This window comes from Streptomyces sp. NPDC029216 (genome assembly GCF_040648015.1).
GTDB lineage: Bacteria > Actinomycetota > Actinomycetes > Streptomycetales > Streptomycetaceae > Streptomyces.
The window spans coordinates 55,642-77,937 of record NZ_JBEZWL010000016.1 but is presented as its reverse complement, the minus strand read 5'-3'; the positions used below and the strand labels follow the sequence as shown (position 1 = coordinate 77,937).

Sequence of the window (22,296 nt, the reverse complement as noted above, 5' to 3'; positions counted from 1 at the left end):
GGAGCGTGCCCATGTCGCAGAATCCGATCGCCGAGACCGTCGCCTCGCTGATGCCCCGCGCCAAGGCGGAGCTGACAGAGCTGGTGGCGTTCCAGTCGGTCGCGGACTGGGCGCAGTTCCCCCGCAGCGAGAGCGAGGGCGCCGCGAACTGGGTGGCCGACGCCCTGCGCGCCGAGGGCTTCCAGGACGTGGCCCTGCTCGACACCCCCGACGGCACCCAGTCGGTGTACGGCTTCCTGCCCGGCCCCGAGGGCGCCCCGACCGTCCTGCTCTACGCGCACTACGACGTGCAGCCGCCGCTGGACGACGCCGCCTGGATCTCCCCCGCCTTCGAGCTGACCGAGCGCAACGGCCGCTGGTACGGGCGCGGCGCGGCGGACTGCAAGGGCGGCTTCATCATGCACCTGCTGGCGCTGCGCGCGCTGAAGGCGAACGGCGGCGTGCCGGTCTCCGTGAAGGTGATCGTGGAGGGCTCGGAGGAGCAGGGCACCGGCGGCCTCCAGCAGTACGCCGAGGCCCACCCGGAGCTGCTGGCCGCCGACACCATCGTCATCGGCGACGCGGGCAACTTCCGCCTCGGCCTGCCGACGGTGACGGCCACCCTGCGCGGAATGACCCTGATCAAGGTGAAGCTCGACACCCTGGGCGGGAACCTGCACTCCGGCATGTTCGGCGGCGTCGCCCCCGACGCGCTGGCCGCGCTGATCCGCGTGCTGGACTCGCTGCGCGCCGCGGACGGTTCGACCACGGTGGACGGCCTGGCCTCGGACGCGGTCTGGGAGGGCCTGCAGTACCCGGAGGCGGACTTCCGCGCCGACGCGAAGGTGCTGGACGGGGTCGAGCTGATCGGTGAGGGCACCATCGCGGACCGGCTGTGGGCCCGTCCAGCCGTCACCGTGCTCGGCATCGACTGCCCGCCGGTGATCGGCGCGACCCCCTCGGTCCACGCGAGCGCCGGCGCGCTGATCAGCCTGCGCGTGCCGCCGGGCGTGGACACCGCCGAGGCCATCAAGCTGCTGGAGGCGCACCTGATCGCGCACACCCCGTGGAAGGCCAAGCTGGAGCTTGAGGTCGTCGGCCAGGGCCAGCCGTTCCAGGCGGACACCACCAGCCCGGCGTACGCGTCGATGGCCGCCGCCCTGCGCGAGGCGTACGACGGCCAGGAGATGCAGATCAGCGGCATGGGCGGGTCGATCCCGCTGTGCAACACCCTGACCTCGCTCTACCCGCAGGCGGAGATGCTGCTGATCGGTCTGAGCGAGCCGGAGGCGCAGATCCACGCGGTGAACGAGAGCGTGTCCCCGGAGGAGCTGGAGCGGCTGTCGGTCGCGGAGGCCCTCTTCCTGGTGAACTACGCGGCGTCCAAGAGCATCTGACGTCCGGTTGGTTGCCGATGTACGCCCAGGGCGCAGTGCGCCCTGGGCGTACTCCGCTCCCGGCGAAGTCGCGTGCGCGGGGCCGATCATGGTGTCTACGTTGGCGGCATGGACATGGATCTCGTCGAAGTACTCCCGAACCGGCTGCACATGCTGCGCTTCCCCATCGGCCAGGCCTACCTCTGGCAGGACCGTGCCGGGGAGGCCCTGACCCTGATCGACTCCGGCCCGGCCGGCGCCGCCGACCTGATCGAGGGGGCGATACGTTCCCTCGGGCTCGCGCCCGAGCGGCTGGAGCGGATCGTCCTGACCCACTGCCACCGCGACCACGTCGGCTCCGCCGGTGAACTCGCCGCCCGCCGGGGCGCGGAGGTTCTGGCCCACCGGCTGGACGCGCCCGTGGTGCGGGGCGAGCAGCCGGTGCCCGAGCCGGTGCTGCTGGAGTGGGAGGTCCCGCTCTACGCCCACGGCATGACGGTCCCCGAGGCCCCGCCGACGCGGGTCGACCGGGAGCTGGAGGAGGGCGAGGTGCTGCCGTTCGGCGGCGGCGCGGTGGTGGTCCACTCCCCCGGGCACACCCCGGGCAGCATCGGCGTCCATCTCCCGGAGCACGGGGTGCTGTTCACCGGGGACTGCGTCGCGGGGGTGGGCGAGGTGATGCTGGGCGTCTTCAACACCGACCGCGCGCAGGCCGTCGCCTCCTTCCAGCGCCTGGCCGCGCTGGCCCCGTCCGTGGCCTGCTTCGGCCACGGGGACCCGCGTACGCAGGACACGGCGCGCGCCCTCACCGAGGCGGCGTCCGCCGCCGAAGCCCTGGCCTGACCGTCGGCCCCGCGGCACCGTCCGGCCCGGCGGGCGGACGGCCGCCTGCGGCGCTGGTCCCCTACCCGCCCTTCCACCGTTCCCCAGGGCTCCGCCCCGGATCCCGCGCCTCAAACGCCGGCGGGGCTGGGATTTCGCGCAGCGAAGTTCCAGCCCGCGCGGCGTTTGAGCGCACCGGGGCCCGGGCGGAGCCCCAGGAAACGGCCCCGCCCGGCAGGGTTACGGCGTCGGCCGCCCCGCCTCCAGGTACAGCGCCCGCCCCCGCTCACGCGCACGCAGCGCCCAGCGGAGGCGTGCGTAGCGCTGCGGCGGCAGCATCCCCTCGGCCTCCCGCTCCGTGACGAAGCGCCAGGCCCGCAGCTCCGGCCCGGGCAGCCTCAGCCGCGCGGTCTCCGCCTCCGACAGCGGGCCCCCGTCGAACAGCAGCCGCAAGCCCCCGTAGGCCGGGGACCGCGGCGGCTCCCAGTCGACGACCAGCAGCTCCGGCACCCGGTCCAGCGTCAGGCCCAGCTCCTCCGCGACCTCCCGTACGCCCGCCCGCCCCGGCGCCTCCCCCGCTTCGACGACCCCGCCCGGGAACTCCCAGCCCGGCTTGTACGTCGGATCCACCAGGAGCACCCGGTCCCGGTCGTCGAAGAGCAGGACCCCCGCCGCCACCGTCTCCCGCGTCGGCTCCGGGGTCTGCACGATGTCGCAGACGGCCGCCGTGTCCGTCCGCACGGCCTCGGCGATCCGCTGCGCCGTCTCCCGTGCGTTCAGGTGCCCGTTGTCGATGACGTGCGCGTCGGCGGTCAGCCACCCCAGCGCCTGCCGGTACGCGGGGATGTGGTCGTAGGCCCACTGCCGGACCCGTACGTCCGCTTCCCCCGGGTCCCCGGGCTCCCGGCGGTTGGCTATGCGCTCGCGCAGGATCGTTTCAGCTGGGGCCAGCAGCACGTGCCGTACCGGGATCCGGCGGGCCGCGAGCCCCCCGAAGATCTCGTCCCGGTACTCCTGCCGCAGCAGCGTCATCGGTACGACGAGCACCCCGCCCAGCTCCGCCAGCATCGCCGCGGCCGCGTCGACGACGAGCCGCCGCCAGCTCGGCAGGTCCTGGTAGTCGTCGACCTCCGCGAGACGTTTGTGCGGCAGGAGCCGCCGCAGCGCGTCCCCGATGAGCTCCGGGTCGTACAGGGTGCTGTCCGGCAGCAGTCCGGCCAGTTCGCGCGCCGTGCTGGTCTTCCCGGCACCGAAAGTGCCGTTGATCCAGACAATCACGTCTACCCCTCTCCCATTGGCTCGCCTCCGAAGCCCCCAGTGGCTTGCCCGCCCCACCCTGCCACGGAAACCCGCTCTCCGGCCGAGTGCATATCCTCAAGGTCAGAGCGCCCCGCCCCGCCTCCGGAGGTTTCCCCGCCGTGCCGCAGAACCGCCCCGCGCCCGAGCCCCGTTACGGCAACCGGCCGACCATGAAGGACGTGGCGGCCCGGGCGGGCGTCGGCCTGAAGACGGTCTCCCGGGTCGTCAACGGCGAGCCGGGGGTGACCCCCGACACCGAACAGCGGGTCCAGGACGCCATCGAGGCGCTCGGCTTCCGCCGCAACGACAGCGCCCGCGTCCTGCGCAAGGGGCGCACCGCGACCGTGGGCCTGGTCCTGGAGGACCTCGCCGACCCCTTCTACGGTCCCCTCAACCGGGCCGTCGAGGAGGTGGCCCGCACCCACGGCGCCCTGCTCATCAACGGCTCCAGCGCCGAGGACCCGGACCGGGAGCGGGAGTTGGCGCTCGCGCTGTGCGCCCGCCGGGTGGACGGGCTGATCGTGATCCCGGCCGGCGACGACCACCGCTATCTGGAGCCGGAGATCCGGGCCGGGGTGGCGACGGTGTTCGTGGACCGGCCGGCGGGCCGGATCGAGGCGGACGTGGTCCTGTCGGACAGCTTCGGCGGCGCCCGGGACGGGGTGGCCCACCTGATCGCGGCAGGGCACCGGCGGATCGGGTTCATCGGTGACCACCCGCGCATCCACACCGCCACCGAACGCCTGCGCGGCTACCGCGAGGCGATGGCGGGTGCGGGCCTGCCGGTGTCCGGGTCCTGGGTCTCCCTCGGCTCGACCGCCCCGGACCGGGTGGCGGCGGCGGCCCGCGCGATGCTGGCGGACCCGGAGCCGGTCACCGCCGTCTTCGCCGGGAACAACCGGGTCACCGTCACCGTCGTACGGGCCCTCGCGGCCCTGTCCCGGCCCGTGGCCCTGGTCGGCTTCGACGACTTCGAACTGGCCGATCTGCTGCGCCCCGGAGTCACGGTGGTCGCCCAGGACCCGGCGGCCCTGGGCCGGGTGGCCACGGACCGCCTCTTCCAGCGCCTGTCGGGCACCGCCCTCCCCCCGTCCCGCATCGTCCTCCCGACCCGCCTGATCGCCCGCGGCTCGGGCGAACTCCCGCCGGTCACCGGATGAGCGACCGCAGCCCGGGCACGGCCCCGCCCGCGGCGGTGAGCCCGGCGAGGACGGCCAGGGCGGGCGGTGCCCCGCCGAGGTAGCCGAGCCCGCCGGTGACGAGGCCCACGAGCAGGGCGCCGAGGAGCACGACGGCGGAGTGCAGGGTCAGGAAGGGCGGATCGGTGTCCGGGGGTGTGGTCATGCCCCGATTGCACGGCCCTCCATGCCCGCGTGCCGCCCCCACCGAACGACCCGGAGCGCCTCCGGACACCGCCGGACACACCGCTGACCGGCGACGTTCCGCCCTGTTCGGGATTGTCCGGCGGAGCGCCCGGCACGGTCCTAACCTGTGCGGTGATGGGGAGCGTGCGTGCATTCAGCGAAGAACTGGAGTCGTTCGCGGCGGACTTGCGCCGGCTGCGGCTCGACCGGGGCAAGCCGTCGTACCGCGAACTGGCCGCCCGTGCGGCGAAGTCCCAGACCGGGATCCGGCTCCCGGTGTCCACCCAGAGCGACGCGTTCCGCGGTGACCGCCTTCCGGGGCTCGACAGCCTCATGGGCCTGATCCGGATCCTGCACGCCTACGACGAGTTCGGCCGGGAGCGGCCCGTCCCGCCGCACAACTCCCCGGAACTGGAACCCTGGCGCCGCCGCTGGCGCGACCTGGCCGCCCTGGACCGCGGCACGCCCGGGCCCGCCCACCCACCGGCGTCCACCCCGGCAGCCGACCCTCCCCCGCCGCCGGTTCCCGGGCGGGCGCCGCTGCCGGCCGGGGTGGCGGAGGACAGTGGTACGGAGTTCACGATCACCGACCGCCTGGTCGGCCACACACGTCTGGTGTGGCGGCTCGCCTTCTCCCCCGACGGCCGCACCCTGGCCTCCGCGGGGAACGACGGGGCCGTACGGCTGTGGCGGACCGGAGACGGCCGGGCCAAGGGCGTACTGGTCAGCGACAGGCCGTACGCGCCCCTGCTCCAGGTGTGCTTCTCCCCGTGCGGGGACCGGGTGGCCGCCCTGTCGGACGACGGCCGGGTGCACCTGTGGGACACCCGCACGTGCGCGCCCGACCCGCTTCCCGGCGGGTACCACCAGTGCAACGGCCTGGGCTTCGCGGCCGGCGGGCACCTGCTCGGCACCGCCGTGGCGGGTGGCGTGTGCCGGGTCGTGGACCTCGACACCGACACGGCGCGCGGTCCCGCCGACGCGCGCTACAGCGGGCAGGCGGACGCGCTCGCCTTCTCGGGGGACGGCCGGCTGCTGGTGGTCGCCGACGGATTCGCCGACGTCCGGCAGTGGGACACGGCCACGGGCGAGGCCGTCGGCGTGGCCCTGGCCGGCCACTGCGACAACGTCGAGGCCTTGGCGTACTCGCCCGACGGCCGTCTGCTGGCCACCGGGAGCCATGACACCACGGTCCGTTTGTGGGACGCGGCCACCGGAAGGCCGGCCGCGCCGCCCCTCTCCGGTCACGACAACGCGGTGAACGCCGTGGCCTTCTCCCCGGACGGATCGCTGCTCGCGACCGCGAGCCGCGACCGGACCGTGCGGCTGTGGGACACCTTCACGGGACGCCCGGCGGGCCCGCCGATGGCCGGTCACACCCTGGCCGTCAACGCGGTCGCCTTCTCCCCTGACGGGCAGGTGCTCGCGACGGCGGGCGACGACAAGACGATCCTGCTGCACCGGCGGCGCCCCGCGCGCGGGCGGGCGGCGTCCGCCGGCGCGGCAGCCGTGGCAGCGGCTCTGCGCGCCCACCGCGTGCTGCCCCTGCCGGCCCGCGAATCAGTCGGTCTCCCCCTGGACCAGGTGCGGTTCTCCCCCGACGGATCGCGGATCTTCGCCCTCGCGGGTACCCGGCACCTGGCCGTCTGGGACCCGGCGGAGCCGGGGCCGGCGCGCGCTCTGGAGGTTCCGCTCCACATGCCCCTCCGGGGGGTGGACTGCCCGGACGACCGGGACCCGGTCGTCTGGGCCTCCCATGGGCTGACCCCGCCGGCCGGCGGCCCCGCCGGAACCGTCCGGCTGTCCCTGGACGACCACATGTCCTACTCCGCGGACGGCCGGCTCGTGGCGGTGACGGACCACAAGGGGCAGGTGTCCGTCCTAGACACCCGGACCTTCACACCGCGCTGCGGGCCCCTGGACGCCGGTGATCCCGGGGCGGGGACCGACGTACGGTTCGCCCCGGACAGCCGGCTGCTGGCGCTTCTCGGCAGGGAGCTGCTGCTGTGGGACACCGAGCAGGCGCGGCCCGTGAGCAGGCGGCGGGCAGCACGGTGCTTCGCCTTCGACGCGTCGGCCCGGCTGCTGGCCGCGGTCGATGCCGAAGGCGGACCGGTCCACCTGTGCGATCCCTGGACGGGCGCGCCGGTGGGACATCCGCTGGACCGCCGCGGAGCCGACGTCGAAGACCTCGCGCTGTCGCCTGACGGCCGGCTGCTGGCCACCGTGGGGGGCGGCGGTCACCTGAAGCTGTGGAACGTCGTGCGCAGGCGCCCCGTGACCGAGGTGCCCGCGAGCGGGGTCACCTCCGTGGCCTTCTCACCGGACGGCACCCTGCTGGCCGGCGCCTGCTCGGACGGCTCCCTGCACCAGTGGCTGGTCGGCGCCCCCTGACGCGCGGCGAGGCCCGCCGGGGAGCCGGACGGACCTCGCGGGGCGGCTCGGGGTCAGGAGGTCGCCGTCAGCGTCGCCGAGCGGCGCGGGATGGCGAAGGCGTCCAGTTCGGCGCGGGTCAGGCCGGTGAGGGCGGTGACCTCCTCGGCGCCGACCGCGCCGCAGTCGAGGCCGCGGACCAGGTAGCCGGCCAGGGCCTTGGCGGTGGCGGGCTCGTCCATCACGTCGCCCTCGATCTTCGCCACGTACGCCTTCAGACGCGCGGCCGCGGCCTCCAGGCCCTCGCGGTAGAAGGTGAACACGGCCGCGTAGCGGGTCGGCAGGTGCGCCGGGTGCATGTCCCAGCCCTGGTAGTAGGCGCGGGCCAGGGCGCGGCGGGTGAGGCCGTAGTGGAGCCGCCAGGCCTCGTGGACCTGCTCGGTGGTGCCGACGGGCTTGACGTTCGTCGAGCCGTCCGAGACGCGTACGCCGGTGCCGGCGGCGGCCACCTGCATGATCGCCTTGGCGTGGTCGGCGGCCGGGTGGTCGCTGGCCTGGTAGGCGGCGGAGACACCGACGCAGGCGCTGTAGTCGAAGGTGCCGTAGTGCAGGCCGGTGGCGCGGCCCTTGGAGGCCTCGATCATCCGGGCGACCGTGGCGGTGCCGTCGGAGGCCAGGATGGACTGGCTGGTCTCGATCTGGATCTCGAAGCCGATCCGGCCCGGGCGCAGGCCGCGGGTGGTCTCGAAGGCTTCCAGCAGCTTGACGAAGGCGCTGACCTGCTCGGCGTACGTGACCTTGGGCAGGGTCAGGACGAGGCCCTCGGGGAGGCCGCCGTGCTCCAGCAGGCCGGAGAGGAAGATGTCGGTGGTGCGGATGCCGCGGTCGCGGACGTTGGACTCCATGCACTTCATGCGGATGCCCATGTACGGGGCGTTCGTGCCGTTGGAGAAGGCCTCCGAGACGAGGCGGGCGGCGCGGGCCGCGGCCTGGTCCTCCTCCTCGTCGGAGCGGACGCCGAAGCCGTCCTCGAAGTCGACGCGGAGGTCCTCGATGGGCTCGGAGGCCAGCTTGGCGCGGACGCGGTCGTAGACCGGGACGGCCAGTGCGTCGGGAATGCCGAGCACCTTCGCGAAGGTGGCGGCGTCCGGGGCGTGCTCGTCCATGGCCGCGAGGGCCTGGTCGCCCCAGGAGCGGATGGTGCCGGCGTCGAAGACGTCACCGGGTACGTAGACGGTGTGGATGGGCTGGCGGGTGCCGGGGTCGCCCGGGTAGTGGCGCGCGAGTTCCGCGTCCACCGGCGCCAGGGAGGCGCTGATGCCCTCGCTGACCGCGCCTGCGAGGCTCGTCGCCACCTTCTCCTGCTGACCCATCGTGCACTCTCCTCTTTTCCGCTTCACGGAAGCCTAGCTCCGCATAGCAGAATTTAGCCACGGGGTTCCGCTCCGTCAATGGTCCCTCCACCGGGTGGGACGAACGACTCGGGGCCGTGCGGTGACAATCACCACACGGCCCCGGAGGCAGAGGAAACGGCAGGTCAGGGATTAGCCCTTGCGCGCCTTGATCTCGCCCGTCAGCTGCGGGACGACCTCGAAGAGGTCGCCGACCACGCCGTAGTCGACGAGGTCGAAGATCGGGGCCTCGGCGTCCTTGTTGATGGCCACGATGGTCTTCGACGTCTGCATGCCGGCCCGGTGCTGGATCGCGCCGGAGATGCCGGTGGCGATGTACAGCTGCGGGGAGACCGACTTGCCGGTCTGGCCGACCTGGTTGGTGTGCGGGTACCAGCCGGCGTCGACGGCGGCACGCGAGGCGCCGACCGCCGCACCGAGGGAGTCCGCGAGCTCCTCGATGAGGTGGAAGTTCTCCGCGCCGTTGACGCCGCGGCCGCCGGAGACGACGATCGCGGCCTCGGTCAGCTCCGGGCGGCCCGTGGACTCGCGCGGGGTGCGGGAGACGACCTTGGTACCGGTGGCCAGGGCGCCGAAGGTGACGGCGAGCGCCTCGACGGCACCGGCGGCCGGGGCGGCCTCGACCGGGGCCGAGTTCGGCTTCACGGTGATGACCGGGGTGCCCTTGGACACGCGGGACTTGGTGGTGAACGACGCGGCGAAGGCGGCCTGGGTCGCGACCGGACCCTCGTCGCCGGCCTCCAGGTCGATGGCGTCGGTGATGATGCCGGAGCCGATGCGCACGGCGAGGCGCGCGGCGATCTCCTTGCCCTCCGCGGAGGACGGGACGAGCACGGCGGCCGGGGAGACGGCGTCGTACGCGGCCTGCAGCGCGTCGACCTTCGGGACGACGAGGTACTCGGCGAACTCGGGAGCGTCGGCGGTGAGGACCTTGACGGCACCGTGCTCGGCGAGCACGGCGGCGGTGGCCTCGGCACCGGCGCCCAGGGCGACGGCGACGGGCTCGCCGACGCGGCGGGCCAGCGTCAGCAGCTCAAGGGTGGGCTTGCGGACGGCACCGTCCACGTGGTCGACGTAGACGAGAACTTCAGCCATGGGACTGCTCTCCTGCTTTACGAGGTGTCTGGGGGCTACTGGGGAGGCCGGAGCCCCTAGATGAACTTCTGGCCGGCCAGGAACTCGGCCAGCTGCTTGCCGCCCTCGCCCTCGTCCTTGACGACGGTGCCGGCGGTACGGGCCGGGCGCTGCGCCGCGGACTCGACCACGGTGTAGGCGCCCTCAAGGCCCACCTCGTCGGCGTCCAGGTCCAGGTCGGACAGGTCCCAGGACTCCACCGGCTTCTTCTTGGCCGCCATGATGCCCTTGAAGGACGGGTAGCGGGCCTCGCCCGACTGGTCCGTCACCGAGACGAGCGCCGGGAGGGAGGCCTCCAGCTGCTCGCTCGCGGAGTCGCCGTCGCGGCGGCCCGTGACGGTGCCGTCCTCGACCTTGACCTCGGAGAGCAGGGTGACCTGCGGGACGCCCAGGCGCTCGGCCAGGATCGCCGGGAGGACACCCATGGTGCCGTCGGTCGAGGCCATACCCGTGATGACCAGGTCGTAGCCGGCCTTCTCGACCGCCTTCGCCAGCACCAGCGAGGTGCCGATCACGTCGGTGCCGTGCAGGTCGTCGTCCTCGACGTGGATGGCCTTGTCGGCGCCCATCGACAGCGCCTTGCGCAGCGCGTCCTTGGCGTCCTCGGGGCCCACCGTCAGGACGGTGATCTCGGCGTCGTCGGCCTCGTCGGCGATCTGGAGCGCCTGCTCGACGGCGTACTCGTCGAGCTCCGACAGCAGACCGTCGACGTCGTCGCGGTCGACCGTCAGGTCATCGGCGAAGTGCCGGTCGCCGGTGGCGTCGGGCACGTACTTCACACAGACAACGATCCTCAGGCTCACGCCGGCTCTCCTACCGCATCGTCTTTTACTGATACCGCTACTGATACCGCCTTGTGCAGGCAGCATAGGCGCCTTCCGGCGCGGATCCCGGTCGGGGCGGCCCCCGCTCCGAAGGGAATGTTACTCGTCAGTACACAGTGGGTCCTCCCAGGTTGCAAGGCCACTGAACTGTGATCTGGCCAACGCCGCCCGAACCCGCCCCAGCAGGGACGATTCAGTCGCGCAACGCGTTGAAGCGACCCTGGTGGTACAGCAGGGGCCGGCCCTCCCCCTCGGGGTCCCCCGCCACCGCCTCCGCGATGATCACACGGTGCGCCCCCGCGGGCACCCTCGCCACGACCCGGCACACCAGCCACGCCAGCACCCCGCCGAGCAGCGGCACGCCGTGCGGGCCCGGGGCCCACTCGGTGTCCGGTCCGAACCGGTCGGCCCCGCTGCGCGCGAAGAGCCCGGCCAGCTCCCGCTGGTGCTCGCCGAGTATGTGGACGCCGAGGTACTCGCCGTCGCGCACGGCGGGCCAGCTGGAGGCCCCGGTGCCGATGGTGAACGAGAGCATCGGCGGGTCGGCGGAGACGGAGTTGAGCGAGGTGGCGGTGAAGCCCGCCGGGCGGCCCCCGCTCTCCGCGGTGATCACCGCGACCCCGGCGGCGTGCCGGCGGAAGACGGAGCGGAGCAGCTCGGGCGAACCGGGAACCGGGCCGGGGCCGTCGGCGGCGGTGAGGGATGCGGGCGAGGCCGAGGGGGCCGTGGTGGCCGTCATGGAGGGCCTTCCTTCTGCCGCGGGGATCGCGGGAGGGCGGTCGGGGATCGGGGGTCGGGGGCGTTCAGCGATCCCAACAGCGCGCACTCGCGCACCGGGCGAGGTCCACGTGGACCCGCCCGTAAAGCAGGAGTTCATACCGCATGCCGCCAGCCTGGCGATCTCACGTGTACACAGTCAAGCCGCAGCGGGCAGATGTCAGGCGCGTCACGCTGTGTGCGGGGGCGCGTACCGGCGCACCGGTCACACGGCCGCACCCAGGGCGGCGATCACATCGGCCTTGCGCGGCATCCCCGCGGCCCGCCGGACGATCCGGCCGGTGCCGTCCAGGACGAACACGGTCGGGGTCTTCTCCACGCCCAGGGCGCGCACGAGTCCGAGGTTCCGCTCGGCGTCGATCTCGATGTGCGCGACCCCGTCCACCATTTCGGCGACCTCGGCGAGGATCCTGCGGGTGGCCCGGCAGGGCTGGCAGAAGGCGCTGGAGAACTGCACCAGGCTGGCCCGCTCCCCCGGCTCCCGGCCCAGTTCGGCGGCGCCGAGGCGCCCCGGTCCGGCCGCCGTTCCGGAGGCCTCCTCGTGCTCGGGCACGCCACGCTCCTGTCTACCCTGTCCCCATGTACGCACCACCCCGGCCGGGGCCGGAAGGTTCTCCCTGTCCGAGCGCCGGCCGCGCGCGGGACATTCCCCGCGTGACGAGGATCTCCCCGGCCGCGGGCGCCCGGACTGGCCACCGCGCCGCGTTTGGGGCACCATCCCCATGGTCGCGTACCTACGCTTCCGTAACTTCCGGCCGGGAGCACCTCCCCAGGCAGAAAGCGGGGTCTCCCCATGGCTGAGCTCGTCTACCCCCCGGTGATCGGCGCCGCGCACACGCTGTTCCGCGCGCTCGACATCCGCATCGACATGAAGGGCACCGAGAACATCCCGCGCAAGGGCGGGGCGGTCCTCGTGTCGAACCACATCGGCTACCTCGACTTCATCTTCGCCGGTCTGACGGCGCGCCCGCAGAAGCGGCTGGTGCGCTTCATGGCCAAGGAGTCGGTGTTCCGGCACAAGGTGTCGGGTCCGCTGATGCGCGCGATGAAGCACATCCCGGTGGACCGGCAGCAGGGTGAGTCCGCGTACCAGCACGCGCTGGACTCGCTGCGGTCGGGCGAGATCATCGGGGTCTTCCCGGAGGCGACGATCTCCCAGTCGTTCACCCTCAAGAGCTTCAAGTCGGGTGCCGCGCGCATGGCGCAGGAGGCCGGGGTGCCGCTGATCCCGGTGGCGCTGTGGGGCACGCAGCGGCTGTGGACCAAGGGCCGGCCGAAGAACCTCAAGCGCAGCCACATCCCGGTGACCATGCGGGTCGGCGAGCCGATCGAGGCGCCGAAGGACCAGTACGCGGGCGCCATCACGCGCCGGCTGCGCGAGCGCGTGCAGGAGCTGCTGGACGCGGCGCAGGCCGCGTACCCGGCCAAGCCGCAGGGTACCGAGGACTCCTGGTGGCTCCCGGCCCACCTGGGCGGTACCGCGCCGACGGCGGCGCAGGTCAAGGAAGCGGGCTGATCCGCCGCCCTCCTCCGACCGGCCCGTTTCCTGGGCCGCACATCGAGTGACCGAACGCGGAGGGGGTTCGCCGGCCTTCGCGGCGGCGGGGGTGTGCGACGGGCCGCTGCTGCTCGGGATCGCCGTGCTGCAGCTCGCGGCCGCCGCGCTGCACCTGCTGGTGGCGGGGCACGGGCGGGGGGCCGGGGACCGGGCTACAGGGAGGTCGGCAGGTTCCGCCACAGCTCCGGCCGGTCGGCGGACTCCTGAAGGGCCCTGAGCGCGGCGGGGTGCGGATCGGCGTACAGCTCGGGGTAGTCCCGCTCGCCGAGTTCCGGGCGTACGGGGAAGGCCAGCTGCTCGCGGTCGAGGCTGAACCGCGCGTCGACGCCGGGCTTGTTGCCGCGCGGGTCCACCCGGGACCAGCGCTCGGCGCCGGGCAGCCGCAGGGCCACCAGGCCGTGGACGGCCGGATTCGAGCCGTCGTCGTCGGCGAGCAGCTGGTAGCAGAGCCCCGCGGGGGTGCCCTGGGCGCGCAGCAGGGCGACGAGGGCGTGGGACTTGGCGTAGCAGATGCCGTTGCGGGTGTTCAGCACGTCGGAGGCGCGCCAGGAGACGCGCGGGTCGCCGGAGTCGGCGGAGTGCGGGATGGTGTCGCGGACGAACTCGAAGGCGGCTGCGGCGTATGAATATGCATCGCTGGTGGCGGTCCAGAGGGCGTCGGCGGTCTCCTGTACCAGGGGATGCCAGTGGTCGATGGCCTCACTGGAGGCCAAATAGGCGTGAATATCCGGGTTCTGTTGGATCAGTTGCATGATCCGCAGCATAGGCATGCCGCCGACCGCAGATCAATGGATTTGCGGTCGGCGGCATAAATATTCAGTTCTTGGGGAGGTGGCTATCGGGCCAGCTCCTCCTTGAGCGCCTGGAGGAAGCCGTCCACGTCCTCTTCCCGGGTGTCGAAGCTGCACATCCAGCGGACGTCGCCGGCGGCCTCGTCCCAGAAGTAGAACCGGTAGCGCTCCTGGAGCCTGCGCGTGACCTCGTGCGGCAGCCGCGCGAACACCGCGTTCGCCTGCACCGGGTAGAGGATCTCCACCCCGTCGGTCTCGCGCACGCCCGCCGCGAGCCGCTGCGCCATCGCGTTGCCGTGGCGGGCGTTGCGCAGCCACAGGTCCTTGGCGAGCAGCGCTTCCAGCTGCACCGAGACGAACCGCATCTTCGAGGCGAGCTGCATCGACATCTTGCGGATGTGCTTCATCTGCCGGACCGCGTCCGGGTTGAGCACCACCACGGCCTCGCCGAACATCATGCCGTTCTTGGTGCCGCCGTAGGACAGCACGTCCACCCCCACCGCGTTGGTGAAGGTGCGCATCGGCACGTCGAGCGAGGCCGCGGCGTTGGCTATGCGGGCGCCGTCGAGGTGCACCTTCATGCCCAGGGAGTGCGCGTGCTCGCAGATCGCCCTGATCTCGTCCGGGGTGTAGACCGTGCCGAGCTCGGTGTTCTGGGTGATCGAGACGACCTGGGGCATGGCCCGGTGCTCGTCCTCGAAGCCCCAGGCCTCCTGGTCGATCAGCTCGGGGGTGAGCTTCCCGTCCGGGGTGGGCACGGACAGCAGCTTGATGCCGGCCATCCGCTCGGGCGCGCCGCCCTCGTCCACGTTGATGTGGGCGCTCTTGGCGCAGATCACCGCGCCCCACCGGTCGGTCATGGCCTGCAGGGCGACGACATTGGCACCCGTGCCGTTGAAGACCGGGAAGGCTTCGGCGTAAGGACCGAAGTGACTGCGGAACACCCTCTGGAGGTGCTCGGTGTAGTCGTCCTCGCCGTACGAGACCTGGTGGCCTTCGTTGGCGAGGGCGACGGCCGCGAGCACCTCCGGGTGGACCCCCGCGTAGTTGTCGCTGGCGAAACCGCGCACGGCCGGATCGTGGTGGCGGCGGGCGTCGGTCTTGCCGTATTCGGTTCTCACGGTTGCGGAGTGAGCCACAGACGCTGTCCGTTCACATCGGAGGCGGGCCGCTCCCACACGCCGGCGATGGCCTCGGCCAGCTCCTTGACGTCGGTGAAGCCCGCGAACTTCGCATTGGGGCGCTCGGCGCGCATCGCGTCGTGCACCAGTGCCTTGATCACCAGGATCGCAGCCGCGGCGACCGGCCCCTCCTCGCCCCCGGCCTTGCGGAAGGAGTCCGCCATGGCCAGGGTCCAGGCCTCGGCGGCCGCCTTGCCCGCGTTGTACGCGGCGTTGTTGGCGACCGGCTTGTGCGCGCCGGACTGGCTGATCAGGACGTAGCGGCCGCGGCCGCTGCGCACCAGGGCGTCGTGGAAGGCGAGCGAAGTGTGCTGGACCGTACGGATCAGGAGCTTCTCCAGGAGGTCCCAGTCCGCGAGGTCCACGTCCGTGAAGGTCTTGCTCCCGCGCCAGCCGCCGACGAGGTGGACCAGGCCGTCGATCCGGCCGAACTCCTTCTCGGTGCGCTCGGCCCAGGCCTTGGTGGCCTCCAGGTCGAGCAGGTCGACGGTGTCGCCGATGACGGTGGCGCCCCCGTGGGCGTAGCGGGCCGCGTCCACGGACTCCGCGAGGCGGGCGGCGTCGGCGTCGGCCGCCACCACGGTGGCGCCCGCTTCGGCCAGGCGGAGCAGGGCGGCGTGGCCGGCGGGCCCGCCGGCGCCGGCCACGGCCACCACCGCTCCGTGCAGCGGGCCGTTGCCGTTCGCGGAGCCGTTCATCTGTGCAGCCTCCTGAGGGCGAGTGCTCACGCGGCGACCCGCGAGGCGTCGTCGGCGTTCCGGGGCGTGATGCCCTTGGTCGAGGCGATCACGCCCTTGAGCTTCTTGGCGAGGGCCTCGTAGAACATGCTGAGCGGAAACTCGTCCGGAAGCACGTCGTCCACGAGCTTCCGCGGCGGCTGCGTCAGGTCGAGGGCGTCGGGGCCCTTGGCCCACTTGGAGCCCGGGTGCGGGGCCAGGTAGGTGGAGACCAGCTCGTAGGCCTTGAACCAGTGGACCAGCTTCGGGCGGTCGATGCCCGCGCGGTACAGCTCCTCGATCTCGGCGCACAGCTGGTTGGTGACCTGCGGGGCCCGCATCCAGTCGATCTTCAGCTTGTTGTCCGTCCAGCGCACGACGTCGTGCTTGTGGAGGTAGGCGAAGAGCAGCTGACCGCCGAGGCCGTCGTAGTTGCGGTTGCGGTCGCCGGAGACCGGGAAGCGGAACATCCGGTCGAAGAGGACGGCGTACTGCACGTCGCGCCCGTGCTCGTTGCCCTCGGACTCCAGCTTCACGGCCTCCTTGAAGGCGGTGAGGTCGCAGCGCAGCTCTTCCAGGCCGTACATCCAGAACGGCTGGCGCTGCTTGATCATGAAGGGGTCGAACGGCAGGTCGCCGTGGCTGTGGGTGCGGTCGTGGACCATGTCCCACAGGACGAAGGCCTTCTCGCAGCGCTCCTGGTCCTCGACCATGCGGGCGATGTCCTCGGGCAGCTCGATGCCCAGGATGTCGACGGCGGCCTCGGTGACCTTGCGGTAGCGGGCGGCCTCGCGGTCGCAGAAGATGCCGCCCCAGGTGAAGCGCTCGGGGGCCTCGCGGACGGCGATGGTCTCCGGGAAGAGCACGGCGGAGTTGGTGTCGTAGCCCGGCGTGAAGTCCTCGAAGGTGATGCCGAGGAAGAGCGGGTTGTCGTACCGGGTGCGCTCCAGCTCGGAGAGCCACTCGGGCCACACCATCTTCAGCACGACGGCCTCGAGGTTGCGGTCCGGGTTGCCGTTCTGGGTGTACATCGGGAAGACGACGAGGTGCTGGAGACCGTCCTCGCGCTGGGCGGCCGGGTGGAAGGCCAGCAGGGAGTCGAGGAAGTCCGGCACCCGGAAGCCGTCCGCGGCCCACTTGCGCAGGTCGGCGACGAGCGCCTTGTGGTACTCGGCGGCGTGCGGCAGCAGCGGGGACAGGGTCTCGACCCCGGCCACGACGCGGTCGACGACGGCCTCGACCTCGAAGCGGGCGGGGACGCCCTCGGCCTCGAAGTCGATCGAGCCGTCCTTGGCCTGCCAGGGGCGGATCTCCTCCACGGCGGCCTTGAGCTCGGGCCACGCCGGGTGGTCCACCACCCGCGCCCCGGCGGTTATCACGGTCCCGCCGATGCCCGGCACAAGAGTTTCCGTCATGTCACTTCCTCCACAGGAGAACCTCGCGTTAAGACAGCGTATGCATGCGAGGCTCTCCCGCTCAAGAGGAAACTCGGGAAATCTTTCTGTAACACCCCCCACTCCACCGGAAGTCTTCCCGTGACTCACGGTGGAATCCACCACTCCGCCTAGTAATCGGCCTAGCATCCGGCCTCATCACAAGAGGGCGCGTTCACCCCTCCCCGGAAGTGCGGGATGACCTTCTCCCCCCACTGGCGCAGGGTCTCCAGACAGGCCTCCTGCGGCACGGTGCCCATCTGGACCAGGCACATCACCTCGTCGGCGCCGGCCTCCCGCAGCCGCTCCACGTACGCGATGGCCTCGCCGGCGCTCCCGTAGGCGTGGTCGGCGTGGAAGGTGGCCGTGGAGGTGGGCCGTACGGGGATGTCCTGCTCGTGCAGCCGGGCCACGACCTGCTCGGCGGCCCGGCGCAGCTCCGCCGCCTCGTCGGCCCCTTCCACCACGGCCTCGTCCGGGACGCCCGCGCCGCCGTACCAGTGCCCGATGGACTGCGCGAAGAACCGCTGCCCGCGGACGCCGATGCGGCGGGCCTCCTCGGGGTCGTCGAGCACGATGGTGGGGCAGAGCACGGAGAAGTGGTCGTTGACGGCGGTCGAGACGAACCGGCTGCCGTCGCGCTCCGCGCGCGCCGCGTCGTAGACGGCCCGCATCCCGGCGATGGACTCCGGCCCGGCGAAACCCATGACCAGGGCCCCGATGCCCAGCTCGGCGGCCTTCACCAGGGTCTCGGCGCGGCTGCACGCGAGGAACAGCGGCGGGTGCGGGGTCTGCGCCGGGCGCGGCAGGATCGGGTGCGGGTCGATGTCGATCAGTTCACCGTGGTACTCCAGCTCCTCCTCCCGCCAGGCCTTCCCGATGATCCGCAGCGCCTCCTCCACCTCGGCCTCGGCGCGGTCGCGGTCCACCCCGCACAGAGAGGTCTCCTGGAGCGTGCCCCCGCGCCCCGCGCCCAGGTCCAGGCGGCCGCCGGACAGCAGGTCGAGCATGGCCGCGCGTTCGGCCACCCGCACCGGATGGTTGAACCCGAAGGGCATGCACACGACGCCGTGCCCGATGCGTATGGTGTTCGTCCTGGCCGCGACGAAGCTCAGGAAGACCTCGGGTGCGCTCATGTGGGCGTACCACTTCAGCGAGTGGTGCTCGACGGCCCAGATCCGGTCGAATCCCATGCGTTCGGCGAACACCGCCTGCTCGACGCAGTCGCGGATGACCTGGTGCTCCCGCTCCACGGTGGGGTCGGCCAGCTGAGCCTCGAAGATCACGGAGAATTTCACGATGCCTCCAGAGATGCGTCCCGTGCCCGGTCTTGCTTCGATTAGAAATATGACTAGTAGTCATATCGCGAAGAAGCAAGACCTCCCGCCGACCGCGTGGGCGGTCCTGGGCCTGCTGTCCTTCCCCGGCGAGCGCACCGGGTACGAGCTCAAGAAGTGGGCGGACTCCTCCCTCCGCTTCTTCTACTGGTCGCCCGCGATCAGCCAGATCTACGCCGAACTGCGCAGGCTGGAGGAGCTCGGATACGCGTCCTCCGCGCGCTCGGGGCCGGAGGAGGCCCGCGCCAAGCGCCGTTACGCCATCACCGGCGCGGGCCGCGAGGCCCTCGCCGGCTGGGCGTCGGACACCGCGGAGGCGGGGCCGCCGGTGCTCAAGCACGGGCTGCTGCTGCGGATCTGGCTCGGACACCTGTCGGAACCCGAGCGGCTGCGCGCGATGGTGGCGGACCACCTGGAGCGCACCCGGGGCGAACTGGCCGCCGTACGGGAGGCCATGGCGCACGCAGCGGACGTACCGGAATGGGCCTTCCCCGCCCTGGCGCTGCGCTGGAGCGAGCGCCAGCACCTGGCCGAGCTGGAGCTGGGCGAGGCCCTGCTGGAGGACCTCGCGGAGGCCGCGAGGCGGGCCGGGACCGGCCCCGCGCGGGCGGGGCGTCAAGCCGGCGGGGACGCGCCCACGCCCGGGTGACGCGGCGGGGCGGCCCGGGCCCGCCGCACGGCTCACGGCCCCGGCGGGAAACGGGCGGACGGCTTCCGCGAGCCCCCTGCACGCCCGGTCCCAACGCACGCGGCGCGCACTAGCATGCGTCCTCACCGGGCGCGGCCGGTCGGGACACCGCGACCGCGCCGGGAGCCGCCGTCGACGGAAGCGAGAGAACCTTGACTTTCCTCACCATCGGTCACCGCGGGGTCATGGGTGTGGAACCGGAGAACACCCTGCGGTCGTTCATCCGAGCGGAACGCTGCGGGATGGACGTCATCGCGCTGGACGTCCGCCTCAGCAAGGACGGCGCCCTCGCCGTCCTGCACGACGCCGAGGTGGACCGCACCACGGACGGCGCGGGCGCCGTCGCCGACCTGACCCTCGCCGAGCTGCGCGAACTGGATGCCGGCCAGGGTGAACGCGTACCGGTCCTGGAGGAGGTCCTGGACGCCGTCCGGACGCCGCTCCAGGTGTCGGTCCAGGACCCGGCCGCCGCCGGGGCGCTGGTGGAGCTGCTCGTGCGCCGCGACCTGGCTGCCCGGGTGGAGGTGGCCTCGGGCGATGCGGAGGTGCTGGCCGGGGTCGCGCGCCGGGTCCCCGGGGTCCGGACGGCGCTGCGCGTGGATCGGCCCGGCGCCGACCCCGCGGAACTGGTGGCGCTCGCGCGGTCCGCGGGGGCCGCCACGGTCGCGGTCGACATCCGCCGGCTCAGCCTGGAGACGGTGGAGGCGGCGCACGCGGCCGGGCTGCGGGTGACCGGCTGGACGGTCAACACCCTGGACCGGCTCCGGCTGGCGCGCGCCCTCCAACTGGACGGCGCGGCCACGGACTTCCCGGAGATCCGCAGCACCGGCCGGTTCACGGCCTGAGCGCCTCCCGCCGCGCTCCGACGGCCGTGACCGCGGCTGCAGCTGCGGCTGCGGCCGTCAGAGCGCCTTGACCAGCAGCTCGAAGGCCAGGTCGTCGCGGAGCGGGATGCCGAAGCGCTCGTCGCCGTAGGGGAAGGGGCTCAGCTCGCCGGTGCGCCGGTAGCCGCGGCGCACGTAGTAGGCGATGAGCTCTTCCCGTACGTTCACCACGGTCATCCGCATCTCCGCGACCTTCCAGTCCTCGCGGGCGCGGCGCTCGGCCTCGGCCATGACCTCCTTGCCGAGGCCGGCGCCCTGGAGCCCGGGGCGTACGGCGAACATGCCGAAGTAGGCGTGGTCCCCGCGGTGTTCGAGCTGGCAGCAGGCGACGAGCTCGCCCGCGCGCTCGACGACGAGGAGGGTGCTGTCCGGGTCCGCGATGATCGCGCCGACCCCGTTCGGGTCGGTGCGCTGGCCGTCCAGGTAGTCGGCCTCGGTCGTCCAGCCGGCCCGGCTGGCGTCCCCGCGGTAGGCGGACTCGACGAGGGCCACCAGGGCCGGCACGTCCTCCTCCACGGCGCTGCGGAAGCTCAGGGCGGCGGGCTGGGCGGTGGACATCGGGCGCTCCGTTCACTGCGGCGGCAGATCAGCGGCATATGACATGCCGCGGGGGTCGCAGAGAGCGTAACCCGGGCCCGCGTGAAGGGGGTGTGAGCAGGGCATCCCTTCCCGTGACGCCGACGAACCGGGAGGTTCCGCCGTGCACGGATCCGCCACGCCCCTGTCCGCCTCCGCCGCCTCCGCGTGGCTGCTGGTCCTGCTCTGCGCCGTCAGCGGTGCGTACTGTCTGCTGCGGGCGCGCAGAACGGACCGCCGGGCGCGGGGCATGGCCGCGGGCGAGGCGGTGATGGGCTTCGGGATGGCGGCGATGGCCGTGCCTTCGGGGACCGGGCCGTGGGGGCCGCAGATCCTCCTGGCCGTCTGCTGCGGGGCCTCGGTGCACGCGCTGTGGCTGCTGCGCGGCGGGGTGCACCACGCGCACCACCTGGTGGGCACGCTGGCGATGGCGTACATGGCGCTGTCCATGGCCGCCGGGCACGCGCACGGCCGGGCGGCGGGGCTGCCGGTGGTGACCGGGGCCCTGCTCCTGTACTACGCCGGGTACGTGCTCCTCGGCGGGGCCCGGCTGGTGACGGCCGGGGGCGGGGCGCTGCCCGTCGCGGTGGGCGGCGGCGCGGGCACGGGATCGGCCGGGGAGCTGGTGCGGGCCTGCCGACTGGCCATGGGGACGGGGATGTTGGCGATGCTGCTGACCATGTGACGGGCCGCCGGACCGCGGCTCCTGGGGTGCGGTGCGCGCCGGAACGTGTCCTGCGTCACCAATGCCCCCGGCCCGTACCCGTAGGTAGCCCGGCGCTCATAGTCTGGCGGACATGATGGTCCCCGCCGCCCTTCTGTTGCTCGGCGCACTGACCGCGTTCCTCGCGCCCCGGCTCCTGGCCCGCGCCCAGTGGCCCGAGCGAGAACCCGTGGTCGCGCTGTGGGTGTGGCAGTGCGTGGTGGGGGCGGTGCTGCTGTGTCTGGCGCTGTCGATGCTGCTGAGCGCGGCCGCCGCCTGGCAGGCGGTACGGGGGCGGCTGTTCGCCGCGGCCCCGCACGGGGTGGCGGACGCGTACGGGCTGGGTGCGGCGGGCGGGGCCTGGGCCGTCGGTACCGCGCTCGCGCTGGCCTGCGGGGGGCTGTGGACCGGGGCGATGCTGACGCGGGAGGTGCTGCGGGCGCGGGCACGGCGGCGGGCCCGGGGGGCCGAACTGCGGCTGCGGGCCCCGCTGCTGCCCGGTGAGGACCCGTCGGCGGCGCGGCTCGTGGTGCTGGAGGGTCCGCGTCCGGAGGCCTGGTGGCAGCCGGGGCCGGCGCCCCGGCTGGTGGTGACGACGGCCGCGCTGGGCCGGCTCAAGGGCAGCCAGCTGGACGCGGTGCTGGCGCACGAGCAGGGACACGTGGCGGCCCGGCACGACTGGCTGCTGCACTGCTCGCGGGCGCTGTCGCAGGGGTTCCCGCAGGTGCCGGTGTTCGCGGCGTTCGAGGCGGAGATGGACCGGCTGGTGGAGCTGGCCGCCGACGACGTGGCCTCGCGCCGCTACGGGCGGCTGACGATCGCGCTGGCGCTGGTCGGGCTGAACGAGGACCGGGGCGTCTTCGGCCCCGCCTCCGCGCAGGCGCACGTGCCCGAGCGGGTGCGGCGGCTGCTGTCGGCCACGCCCCGGCTGTCGGCGGGGCGCAGGCTGAGGCTCACGGCGCTGGCCACCCTGCTGCCGGCGGTGCCGCTGGTGGTGGCTTTCGTGCCGGGCCTCAGCGCGCTGGCGTAGCGGGTCCGTGGAAGGTTCGGGCCGTGGCCGCGGGCGTGC

General features: G+C 73.1%; 22 protein-coding genes. 9 read left to right on the top strand and 13 right to left on the bottom strand.

What is annotated here, in order from left to right; genetic code table 11:
* Positions 1-11 precede the first annotated feature (11 nt).
* Positions 12-1,376 (top strand): dipeptidase, encoded by a 1,365-nt coding sequence (locus AB0F18_RS09440; RefSeq protein WP_362056663.1) that lies wholly within the window; start codon positions 12-14, stop codon positions 1,374-1,376.
* A gap of 114 nt (positions 1,377-1,490) precedes the next feature.
* Complete coding sequence (locus tag AB0F18_RS09435; protein ID WP_362056694.1) at positions 1,491-2,198, top strand: MBL fold metallo-hydrolase; 708 nt, start codon at positions 1,491-1,493, stop codon at positions 2,196-2,198.
* A 219-nt stretch (positions 2,199-2,417) separates the two neighbouring features.
* On the opposite strand, the gene AB0F18_RS09430 is transcribed toward AB0F18_RS09435, so the two are convergent.
* Complete coding sequence (locus AB0F18_RS09430) at positions 2,418-3,455, bottom strand: NUDIX domain-containing protein (RefSeq protein WP_362056662.1); 1,038 nt, start codon at positions 3,453-3,455, stop codon at positions 2,418-2,420.
* Between the two features lie 191 nt (positions 3,456-3,646).
* Here AB0F18_RS09430 and AB0F18_RS09425 point away from each other — a divergent pair, with 191 nt between their 5' ends.
* On the top strand, positions 3,647-4,636 hold the full coding sequence (locus AB0F18_RS09425; RefSeq protein ID WP_362056692.1) for a LacI family DNA-binding transcriptional regulator: 990 nt from the start codon (positions 3,647-3,649) through the stop codon (positions 4,634-4,636).
* Here the strand turns inward: AB0F18_RS09425 and AB0F18_RS09420 are convergent.
* The gene (locus tag AB0F18_RS09420) at positions 4,626-4,820 is read right to left on the bottom strand and encodes a hypothetical protein (protein ID WP_362056660.1); all 195 of its coding nucleotides are present in this window, start codon (positions 4,818-4,820) and stop codon (positions 4,626-4,628) included. The genes AB0F18_RS09425 and AB0F18_RS09420 overlap by 11 nt on opposite strands.
* Positions 4,821-4,984: 164 nt before the next feature.
* On the opposite strand from AB0F18_RS09420, the gene AB0F18_RS09415 reads away from it, so the two are divergent.
* Complete coding sequence (locus AB0F18_RS09415; protein ID WP_362056659.1) at positions 4,985-7,234, top strand: WD40 repeat domain-containing protein; 2,250 nt, start codon at positions 4,985-4,987, stop codon at positions 7,232-7,234.
* 53 nt (positions 7,235-7,287) lie between these two features.
* On the opposite strand, the gene AB0F18_RS09410 is transcribed toward AB0F18_RS09415, so the two are convergent.
* The 5 genes from AB0F18_RS09410 to AB0F18_RS09390 all read right to left on the bottom strand — a co-directional run bounded on the left by AB0F18_RS09410 (position 7,288) and on the right by AB0F18_RS09390 (position 11,913).
* Complete coding sequence (locus AB0F18_RS09410) at positions 7,288-8,586, bottom strand: aldolase (protein ID WP_362056657.1); 1,299 nt, start codon at positions 8,584-8,586, stop codon at positions 7,288-7,290.
* A gap of 171 nt (positions 8,587-8,757) precedes the next feature.
* Complete coding sequence (locus AB0F18_RS09405; RefSeq protein ID WP_362056655.1) at positions 8,758-9,720, bottom strand: electron transfer flavoprotein subunit alpha/FixB family protein; 963 nt, start codon at positions 9,718-9,720, stop codon at positions 8,758-8,760.
* Between the two features lie 56 nt (positions 9,721-9,776).
* Complete coding sequence (locus AB0F18_RS09400; RefSeq protein WP_362056653.1) at positions 9,777-10,562, bottom strand: electron transfer flavoprotein subunit beta/FixA family protein; 786 nt, start codon at positions 10,560-10,562, stop codon at positions 9,777-9,779.
* Positions 10,563-10,776: 214 nt separating this feature from the next.
* A complete protein-coding gene (locus AB0F18_RS09395; protein WP_362056651.1) occupies positions 10,777-11,322 on the bottom strand; it encodes a flavin reductase family protein in 546 nt (181 codons plus the stop codon).
* Between the two features lie 243 nt (positions 11,323-11,565).
* The gene (locus AB0F18_RS09390) at positions 11,566-11,913 is read right to left on the bottom strand and encodes a thioredoxin family protein (RefSeq protein ID WP_362056649.1); all 348 of its coding nucleotides are present in this window, start codon (positions 11,911-11,913) and stop codon (positions 11,566-11,568) included.
* A gap of 240 nt (positions 11,914-12,153) precedes the next feature.
* On the opposite strand from AB0F18_RS09390, the gene AB0F18_RS09385 reads away from it, so the two are divergent.
* A complete protein-coding gene (locus tag AB0F18_RS09385; protein ID WP_362056648.1) occupies positions 12,154-12,876 on the top strand; it encodes a lysophospholipid acyltransferase family protein in 723 nt (240 codons plus the stop codon).
* A 194-nt stretch (positions 12,877-13,070) separates the two neighbouring features.
* Here the strand turns inward: AB0F18_RS09385 and AB0F18_RS09380 are convergent, their stop codons facing one another.
* From AB0F18_RS09380 to AB0F18_RS09360, 5 genes are all read right to left on the bottom strand, one after another.
* Positions 13,071-13,670: a transglutaminase family protein gene (locus tag AB0F18_RS09380; RefSeq protein ID WP_362056646.1), complete on the bottom strand. Its 600-nt coding sequence runs from the start codon at positions 13,668-13,670 to the stop codon at positions 13,071-13,073.
* An 83-nt stretch (positions 13,671-13,753) separates the two neighbouring features.
* Positions 13,754-14,830 carry a low specificity L-threonine aldolase gene (locus tag AB0F18_RS09375; protein ID WP_362056644.1) on the bottom strand — a complete coding sequence of 359 codons (1,077 nt, stop codon included), beginning with the start codon at positions 14,828-14,830 and terminating at the stop codon, positions 13,754-13,756.
* A complete protein-coding gene (locus AB0F18_RS09370; protein ID WP_362056642.1) occupies positions 14,827-15,588 on the bottom strand; it encodes an SDR family oxidoreductase in 762 nt (253 codons plus the stop codon). Before AB0F18_RS09370 ends, AB0F18_RS09375 begins: the two co-directional genes overlap by 4 nt.
* Positions 15,589-15,614: 26 nt before the next feature.
* Positions 15,615-17,021 (bottom strand): DUF6421 family protein, encoded by a 1,407-nt coding sequence (locus tag AB0F18_RS09365; protein ID WP_362056640.1) that lies wholly within the window; start codon positions 17,019-17,021, stop codon positions 15,615-15,617.
* Between the two features lie 161 nt (positions 17,022-17,182).
* Positions 17,183-18,337: an LLM class flavin-dependent oxidoreductase gene (locus AB0F18_RS09360; RefSeq protein WP_362056638.1), complete on the bottom strand. Its 1,155-nt coding sequence runs from the start codon at positions 18,335-18,337 to the stop codon at positions 17,183-17,185.
* A gap of 49 nt (positions 18,338-18,386) precedes the next feature.
* Between AB0F18_RS09360 and AB0F18_RS09355 the strand changes: the two genes are divergently transcribed.
* Together AB0F18_RS09355 and AB0F18_RS09350 are read left to right on the top strand one after the other, a co-directional pair.
* A complete protein-coding gene (locus tag AB0F18_RS09355) occupies positions 18,387-19,025 on the top strand; it encodes a PadR family transcriptional regulator (protein WP_362056636.1) in 639 nt (212 codons plus the stop codon).
* Positions 19,026-19,216: 191 nt separating this feature from the next.
* The gene (locus AB0F18_RS09350) at positions 19,217-19,909 is read left to right on the top strand and encodes a glycerophosphodiester phosphodiesterase family protein (protein WP_362056634.1); all 693 of its coding nucleotides are present in this window, start codon (positions 19,217-19,219) and stop codon (positions 19,907-19,909) included.
* Positions 19,910-19,966: 57 nt separating this feature from the next.
* On the opposite strand, the gene AB0F18_RS09345 is transcribed toward AB0F18_RS09350, so the two are convergent.
* A complete protein-coding gene (locus AB0F18_RS09345) occupies positions 19,967-20,506 on the bottom strand; it encodes a GNAT family N-acetyltransferase (RefSeq protein ID WP_362056632.1) in 540 nt (179 codons plus the stop codon).
* Between the two features lie 142 nt (positions 20,507-20,648).
* Between AB0F18_RS09345 and AB0F18_RS09340 the strand changes: the two genes are divergently transcribed.
* Both AB0F18_RS09340 and AB0F18_RS09335 read left to right on the top strand, forming a co-directional pair.
* Entirely contained in the window at positions 20,649-21,209 is a 561-nt protein-coding gene (locus AB0F18_RS09340; protein ID WP_362056630.1) for a DUF5134 domain-containing protein, read from the top strand.
* Between the two features lie 112 nt (positions 21,210-21,321).
* On the top strand, positions 21,322-22,257 hold the full coding sequence (locus tag AB0F18_RS09335; RefSeq protein WP_362056628.1) for a M56 family metallopeptidase: 936 nt from the start codon (positions 21,322-21,324) through the stop codon (positions 22,255-22,257).
* Positions 22,258-22,296 lie beyond the last annotated feature (39 nt).